Genomic DNA, 7,138 nt, shown 5'->3' on the forward strand with positions numbered 1-7,138 from the left:
TGCAAGTCTTACTGCTTCTTCCTTAAACTGCTTATCGTATTTCCTGTTCACTTTCCTTTCTTGCATTTCACACCTCCTTAGGTTATATGATTCTACTATAACCTAACCCTTTGGTGTGTCCACTATTTCGGGGGAGGTGCATTTGCACCATAAGATGTAAAAAGTCGCTCCCCGCACGGGAGCGTGGGTTGAAACGAACCAAAGGCCATTAAAATAAAACAAAAAAGGAGAACAGGTAATGGGGAAAAAGACAGTCATATTAAGCAGCATTTTTGCCTTCATGCTTGCTATTGCTGTTTCTGGCTGCGGTCAGCAGCTAAAACAGGAAAATGAACAACTGAAGGGGCAGGTTCAGACCATGACGGACGAGAATAATAATCTGAAAAATCAGGTGGCAAACCTGACAAAGGCGGGAGATGACCTTAAGGCTCAGATAGCATCCCTGACTCAGGAAAAAGACAACCTGAAAAAAGAGATCGAGGCATCAAAGGTCAAATCAGCAGCAAAAACCACTCCTAAAAAGAAAGCTGCGAAAAAGAAAAAATAGTATAGCTTTTAAACAAAAAAACCTTTGGTTCAAATAAAAAGGGGAGTATAAACTCCCCTTTTTTATTTTATTATCTACTTTTCGTTCTGCCAAAAATCTTTACAATTATTGCCTTCTTAAGTATACTACTAAGCCTATGTCAAATATTATTGATGGAAAGGCCGTTGCTCATAAATTCAGGGATAAATTAAAAGATGCGGTTAGCTTCCTCAGTGGGTATGGCTCAAAGCCGGGACTGGCTGTAGTACTTGTTGGAGATAACCCCGCCTCTTTAGTCTATACCAAGGCGAAGGCAAAGGCATGTGAGGAACTGGGCATTAATTCTTTTCAGTACACCCTTCATAAAGACATCAGCCAGCCAGACTTACTATGGCGGATATCTGAATTAAATAACGACCCAAAGGTTCACGGCATTCTTGTTCAACTCCCGCTTCCCAAACACCTTGATGAAGAACTGATTTTAGAGGCTATATCGCCTGAAAAGGATGTGGATGGTTTTCACCCGTTTAATGTAGGGAGGCTTGTCGCCGGCAAACCCTTATTTCAGCCCTGCACACCGCTTGGCATTATGAAACTCCTGGAGGACAGCGGTATAAATGTTTCAGGCAAAGATGCTGTGGTTGTAGGCAGAAGCAATATTGTCGGCAAGCCGATCGCCATTATGCTCCTCCAGAAAAATGCAACTGTTACTATCTGCCATTCAAAGACCATCAATCTGCAGGAAAAGATAAAGAGGGCGGATATATTGATTGCGGCAGTCGGCAGACCGCATATGATAAAAGGAGAATGGATAAAACAAGGGGCTGTTGTCATAGATGTCGGCATAAACCGCCTTGATAACGGCAAACTTGCAGGAGATGTGGAATATGAAGAGGCCTTTAAAAGGACGTCATTTATAACTCCGGTGCCGGGAGGGGTCGGGCCAATGACAATCGCTATGCTTATGTATAATACTGTGGAGGCAGCGAAAAAACAGGGGTTAGAGGTTAAAAAATGATTATTACGAAGAAAAAAGGATTTTCAAAGATATTGGAATATCTAAAAGGCAGAAAGAATATCTATCTCTTTGGCTGCGATTCATGCGCAGAACAGTGTGAAACAGGCGGAGAGAAGGAAGTAAAGGCAATGGCTGAATTGCTAAAAAAAGAAGGCAAAACCATAGCTGGCTTTGCAATACCTGACGAGACATGTTACAGCATGCTTATTAAAAAATATTTCCGTGAAGATAAGGAGGCGGTTGAAAATACTGACGCATTTCTTGTGCTTGCATGCGGCGCAGGTGTAAAGGCGGTTGCTGACTCGGCAGGTGATGAAAAACCGGTGTTCCCGGCTCTTGATTCTCTATATCTTGCAAATGTTACAAGGTATGGTCATTTTTTTGAAGGCTGCTCCCTTTGCGGAGAGTGTGTTTTAGGAGAGACAGGGGGTATATGCCCGCACACCCAGTGTCCTAAAGGGCTTTTAAACGGTCCTTGCGGAGGGATGGCAAACGGTAAATGTGAAGTCAATATGGAAAATGCGTGCGCATGGGTGATGATTTATCAGAGGTTAAAGGCTCAGGAAAGATTGGATGTTTTAAAAAGGATAGCTCCACCAAAAGATTATTCAGGCAGCGTAAAACCCAAAATGTTAGTTGTTGAATCAAGGATAAAAAAATAGAATGCAAACCCTAAAACAATCGCTTGCGTCAAAAAAATTCACCATCACGGCCGAGATATGCCCGCCAAAGGGAACTGATACTGTTGATTTTCTTAAAAAGGCGCGGCTTTTAAAGGATAAAATAGCTGCTGCAAATGTTACAGATAATCAAAGGGCTGTGATGAGGCTTTCTTCCCTTGCATGTTCTGTGCTTTTGATTAGAGAAGGCATAGACCCTGTATTCCAGATGACATGCAGGGACAGAAACAGGATTGCGATACAGTCAGATATACTGGGCGCATGGGCCCTTGGCATAAAAAATATCCTTGCCCTGTCAGGAGACCATGTGTTATTCGGGGACCATAGGGAGGCAAAGGCTGTATTTGATTTAGACTCTGTTCAGCTTGTTCAGGTCATAAAAAAGCTTAATAACGGAACAAATATGAAGGATACCCCGCTAAAAGGCGGAACAGGGTTTTTTATGGGCGCAGTTGTTGCGCCTGAGGCGGACCCATGGGAGCCTGAGATGATAAAGTTTGAAAAAAAGATAGAGGCCGGGGCAAGGTTTTTCCAGACCCAGGCTATATATGACATGGAGAAATTTCATAAGTTTTATGAGTATGCCAAAAAAAATGATGTAAAGATTTTAGGGGGCGTCCTGCTTCTGAAATCCGCAAAGATGGCCCATTTTCTAAATGATAATGTCCCAGGCGTAACAGTGCCAAAACATTTTATAGACGAGCTGGAAAAATCAAAAGATCAGCTTGAAAAAGGCATAGAGATTGCGGCCAGACAGATAAAGGAGTTAAAGTGTTTCTGTGACGGTGCGCATATCATGGCAATAGGCCAGGAGGAAAGTGTAGTTAACATAATTGAAGCGGCTGGATAGAAATCGGGCTTGATGTGTTTCTTGCAATATTTGTCCTCTTTCCATGGAAAAGACATGAGCCAGATAAATGTGATGGGAGTGGATGAGCTGCAAAACCTATGAAGGAGATTGTAAATACAGACAGGGCGCCTAAGGTAATAGGGCCTTATTCTCAGGCTGTAAAGGCAAACGGGTTTATCTTTGTCTCTGGCCAGATACCCATGGACCCTGATACAAACGACCTTGTAAAAGGGGATATCGCAGAGCAAACCATACAGGTTATAAAAAATATAAAAAATATCCTTGAGGCCGGCGGCTCAGGTCTTGAGTGTGTTGTAAAAACAACAGTATATCTGAGAGATTTAAAAAAGTTCGACGATATGAACCGGGCATATGGCGGCTTCTTTACAACCCTTTTCCCGGCAAGGGCTACGGTGGAGGTCAGTAATCTTCCCAAAGGGGTTGATATTGAGATTGATGCTATAGCAATTGACAGGGCGGGCAGGTAGATTGAGCGTAGTTATGCTGCCTTTGTTACGGCCCCTGACCTTATGCATCTGGTGCAGACTCGGATTCTTCTATTTTGCCCCTTTGAGGCAGCTTTTACTATCTGAAGATTTGGGTTCCTGCGCCTTTTGGTCTTATTATTCGCATGACTTACGTTGTTGCCGAAATCAGGGCCTTTGCCGCATATTTCACAAACCATTGACATATCTATAACCTCCGTAAAATAATAGAGCGTAAGTTTATAACATACATTATAGTTAATTGCAAGAAATTTATGGGTTTATGAAGATAACAACCGGAAATATTATCTTACTCATCTTTGTTTTTATACTGATGGCGTTATTATTTCTATACATTGATTTTGCCAAAGACGCAGGCAGGTATAAGGCAGAAAACAACAGAGCCGATGCTATAGTTGTGCTTACAGGCGGACTTGGAAGGGTTGATAAAGGTTTTGAGCTTTTTGCAGGTGGAAAGGCGGGGTACCTTATCCTTGCCGGGGTGGCCAAAGACGCAACTCTTGAGTCCATATTTTTTCAGAGGGATTTAGTAAAGAGCAAGTTAAACATTATATTGGAAAAAGGCTCTACAAGCACATACGAAAATGCTGTGGAGATAAAGAAGATTATAGAAAACAAGAATATAAGGTCAATAATCCTCATCACCTCGTTTTATCACATGAAAAGGGCGTCATATACTTTTAGCCGAGTCCTTCCCGGAGAAACAAGACTCTATATCTATCCTGTTGCAACACCCAATTTTGACGAAAAGATGTGGTGGAGAGGCAGAGGGCCTGTTCTTTTGGCGGGAGAATTCTTTAAATTTTACTGGTATAGATTACAGTTATAAAAGAAGATAGGTGTTAAGCTATGTTTAAGATAGCCTAACACCTTTATTTTTACACATCCGGCAAAGTAACACCTTTTCCGGCAAACTGGATATTTGCCGCATCATTGCATCTTGGAGGCGATACCGCATGTATGCCGCCGCATTTCGGGCATTTACCCACAAAGGTGCTCAGCACAAAACTCTCACCGCATCCCTGACAAGTTGCTTTAAGGCCGCCGTTAGGAATTTGCGCCTTTCTTACGCCGCCTCCGTGTGCATTATATACGAATTCAACCAACTCTCTGCCCATAGAAAACGGCCCGGCGCCGCCTGGGGAACAACTTCCACAATCACCCATTTTAAACCTCCTTAAAATTTTGTAAATATTACTGATGGAAATTTTATCTCATCTATCTAAAAAAAGCAATGGGGAAATTACCCCGCCCCTTCAATTTCAATGCCATTATCCTTTAAAAGCCTTGTTGTTATGCCCTGTCCTTTTACAAGTTTCCCATTTTTACAGATAAGCATTACACCGCAGGATGGGCTTTTTTCTTTAAGCACAGCCTTTTTTGCGCCGCAGAATTTAGCAATCTTTAAAACCTCTGTTGCCCCTTTTTTAAACTCCCTTGTTAGTGTCCTTCCGCTTTTATCTATTACATCTTTTCCCCGTATTTTGGCCTCAAGCCTGGGCGTTGGGAGGCCGCCAAGCTGTTCAGGGCATATCGGGATTAGGCACTCTTTTGCATAGCTTTTGATTAGTTTTTTATTTAAGGCATTTGTTCCGTCATACCGGCAGTTTATTCCAATAAGACATGCGCTGATTAGGATAGGCTTTTTCTTCTGTGCCATGTTATTCAAATATCTTTACACTGGGATTTTCCATTGCGCCTTCTGTGTGCGGATGGTCTTTTACAAGCACCCTCCGTCCCTTTATCTCCAGCTTTCCCTCGGCGAAGAGTTGTATCGCCTGCGGATATATTTTATGCTCTTCTTTTAGAATCCTTTTGGCAAGGGTTTCCTCTGTGTCATTATCATAGACAGGCACAGCAGCCTGGATGATAATCGGGCCTGTATCAACGGCTTCATCAACAAAATGAACTGTGCATCCTGAAAATTTTACACCGTATTCCAGCGCCTTTTTCTGGACATTGAGCCCGGGAAAAGAAGGGAGGAGCGCTGGGTGGATATTCATAATCCGCATCGGGAATGCCCGGATGAAGACTGGAGTTAAAAGCCTCATAAACCCTGCCAGAATAACAAGGTCCACTGAGTTTGCCTTGAGTATTTCTACAAGGTGAGTATCATAATCTTCTTTGGAGGAGAACCGGTTTTCCTGAATGATAAATGCGGGGATATGATGTTTTTTGGCGCGCTCAATTGCCTTGGCGTCCGGTTTATTGCTTATTACGGCCTTTACTGCGGCAGAGAGCCTCTTTGCGCTAACCGCGTCTATTATTGCCTGAAGGTTCGTGCCGCTGCCTGAAACAAGTATGCCGAGATTGATCATAGGATTACAACAGAATCCTCTTTAGGGCTTCTTTTTTCTATATTGCCTATTAAAAATGCCGTCTCTTTTAATGCCTTCAATCTCTTTACGGCATTGTCTGCATCTTTGCCGGCTACAATTATCACCATGCCTATGCCGCAGTTGAATGTGCGGAACATCTCCGTTTCTTCTATCCTGCCCGCCCTTTGTATGATTTGAAATACAGATGGAATCCGCCATCTGTTTTTGAAGATTTTTGCCTTGCAGATACCAGGCAGTATCCTCGGTATATTTTCAATAAGCCCGCCGCCTGTGATGTGGGCTATGCCCTTTATATTAAATTCTTTCTTTAACGCAGCTACAGTCTTCACATATATCTTTGTAGGCGTGAGGAGTTCATCGCCTACGCTTTTCCCAAGACCTTTTATCCTGCTTTTTAAATTCAGTTTTAATTTCCCGAAGATAATCTTTCTTGCCAAAGAGTAACCGTTGCTGTGCAGGCCGCTCGACGCAAGTCCTATAATCTTATCCCCGGGTTTTATTTTTCTGCCGTCTATGATTTTTCCTTTATCAGCTATCCCGACTGCAAATCCTGCAAGGTCATATTCGCCGTCTTTGTAGAAACCGGGCATCTCCGCGGTCTCGCCGCCGACCAGCGCGCATCCAGCCTCCATGCACCCCTTTGCAATGCCTTTTATGACTTCGGCAGCAGTCTTTGCATCAAGCCTTCCTGTTGCAAAATAATCCAGAAAGAAAAGCGGCTCTGCGCCGCTTACGATTATATCGTTTACGCCCATTGCTACAAGGTCAATGCCGACAGTATCATGCCTCTTCATCATAAAGGCAATCTTAAGTTTTGTCCCAACTCCGTCTGTTGACGAGACAAGCACAGGGTTTTTGTATCTTTTCAGGTTTAATTTAAAGAGCGCGGCAAAGCCGCCGATACCTGCCATGACCTCCTGCCTTGCTGTCTTTCCGGCAATAGGTTTTATAAGCTTAACAAGCCTTTCGCCCTCGTCTATATTTACCCCTGACTTTTTGTAGGTAACGCCTTTCAAAAAAATCTCCTTTCGGCAAAAAGGTTAATCCAAGTGGCGGTTAAAGTCAAATCTTTTTAATAAAAGGTAATGTATTATTTCTTGTGTCAGAAGCAAGAAAGGGGTATCTCCATGGTAAGCCAATACCAAAACAAAAGGAGGATACCCCATGACTCAAAGAGCCACAATAGAGAATTATGCACAGGCAGTAAGGATAGTCAAGG

At 43.0% G+C, this 7,138-nt stretch carries 11 protein-coding genes; 6 read left to right on the top strand and 5 right to left on the bottom strand.

Translation table 11 applies throughout. The features are described 5' to 3' along the window. Positions 1–238 precede the first annotated feature (238 nt). The 5 genes from Q8P28_08370 to Q8P28_08390 all read left to right on the top strand — a co-directional run bounded on the left by Q8P28_08370 (position 239) and on the right by Q8P28_08390 (position 3,562). Positions 239–547, top strand: coding sequence for a hypothetical protein (locus tag Q8P28_08370; protein MDP2682801.1), 309 nt, complete (start codon positions 239–241; stop codon positions 545–547). A gap of 136 nt (positions 548–683) precedes the next feature. Continuing rightward, positions 684–1,544, top strand: coding sequence for a bifunctional methylenetetrahydrofolate dehydrogenase/methenyltetrahydrofolate cyclohydrolase FolD (folD, locus tag Q8P28_08375; protein ID MDP2682802.1), 861 nt, complete (start codon positions 684–686; stop codon positions 1,542–1,544). After that, the gene (locus Q8P28_08380) at positions 1,541–2,206 is read left to right on the top strand and encodes a methylenetetrahydrofolate reductase C-terminal domain-containing protein (GenBank protein ID MDP2682803.1); all 666 of its coding nucleotides are present in this window, start codon (positions 1,541–1,543) and stop codon (positions 2,204–2,206) included. The genes folD and Q8P28_08380 overlap by 4 nt, the downstream gene beginning before the upstream one ends. A 1-nt stretch (position 2,207) precedes the next feature. Further along, on the top strand, positions 2,208–3,074 hold the full coding sequence (locus tag Q8P28_08385; protein ID MDP2682804.1) for a methylenetetrahydrofolate reductase: 867 nt from the start codon (positions 2,208–2,210) through the stop codon (positions 3,072–3,074). A 98-nt stretch (positions 3,075–3,172) separates the two neighbouring features. Next, on the top strand, positions 3,173–3,562 hold the full coding sequence (locus Q8P28_08390; GenBank protein MDP2682805.1) for a RidA family protein: 390 nt from the start codon (positions 3,173–3,175) through the stop codon (positions 3,560–3,562). 11 nt (positions 3,563–3,573) lie between these two features. Here Q8P28_08390 and rpmB read toward each other — a convergent pair whose 3' ends face one another. After that, on the bottom strand, positions 3,574–3,765 hold the full coding sequence (rpmB, locus tag Q8P28_08395) for a 50S ribosomal protein L28 (protein ID MDP2682806.1): 192 nt from the start codon (positions 3,763–3,765) through the stop codon (positions 3,574–3,576). A gap of 77 nt (positions 3,766–3,842) precedes the next feature. On the opposite strand from rpmB, the gene Q8P28_08400 reads away from it, so the two are divergent. Next, the gene (locus Q8P28_08400) at positions 3,843–4,409 is read left to right on the top strand and encodes a YdcF family protein (protein MDP2682807.1); all 567 of its coding nucleotides are present in this window, start codon (positions 3,843–3,845) and stop codon (positions 4,407–4,409) included. A 49-nt stretch (positions 4,410–4,458) separates the two neighbouring features. On the opposite strand, the gene Q8P28_08405 is transcribed toward Q8P28_08400, so the two are convergent. From Q8P28_08405 to purM, 4 genes are all read right to left on the bottom strand, one after another. Further along, entirely contained in the window at positions 4,459–4,746 is a 288-nt protein-coding gene (locus tag Q8P28_08405) for a hypothetical protein (protein MDP2682808.1), read from the bottom strand. A gap of 77 nt (positions 4,747–4,823) precedes the next feature. Beyond that, positions 4,824–5,240, bottom strand: coding sequence for a DUF523 domain-containing protein (locus Q8P28_08410; GenBank protein MDP2682809.1), 417 nt, complete (start codon positions 5,238–5,240; stop codon positions 4,824–4,826). A 1-nt stretch (position 5,241) separates the two neighbouring features. After that, a complete protein-coding gene (gene purN, locus Q8P28_08415) occupies positions 5,242–5,898 on the bottom strand; it encodes a phosphoribosylglycinamide formyltransferase (GenBank protein ID MDP2682810.1) in 657 nt (218 codons plus the stop codon). Beyond that, complete coding sequence (gene purM, locus Q8P28_08420; protein ID MDP2682811.1) at positions 5,895–6,941, bottom strand: phosphoribosylformylglycinamidine cyclo-ligase; 1,047 nt, start codon at positions 6,939–6,941, stop codon at positions 5,895–5,897. The genes purN and purM overlap by 4 nt, the downstream gene beginning before the upstream one ends. Positions 6,942–7,138 lie beyond the last annotated feature (197 nt).

Source organism: Deltaproteobacteria bacterium, from assembly GCA_030690165.1.
Lineage (GTDB): Bacteria > Desulfobacterota > GWC2-55-46 > UBA9637 > UBA9637 > JACRNJ01.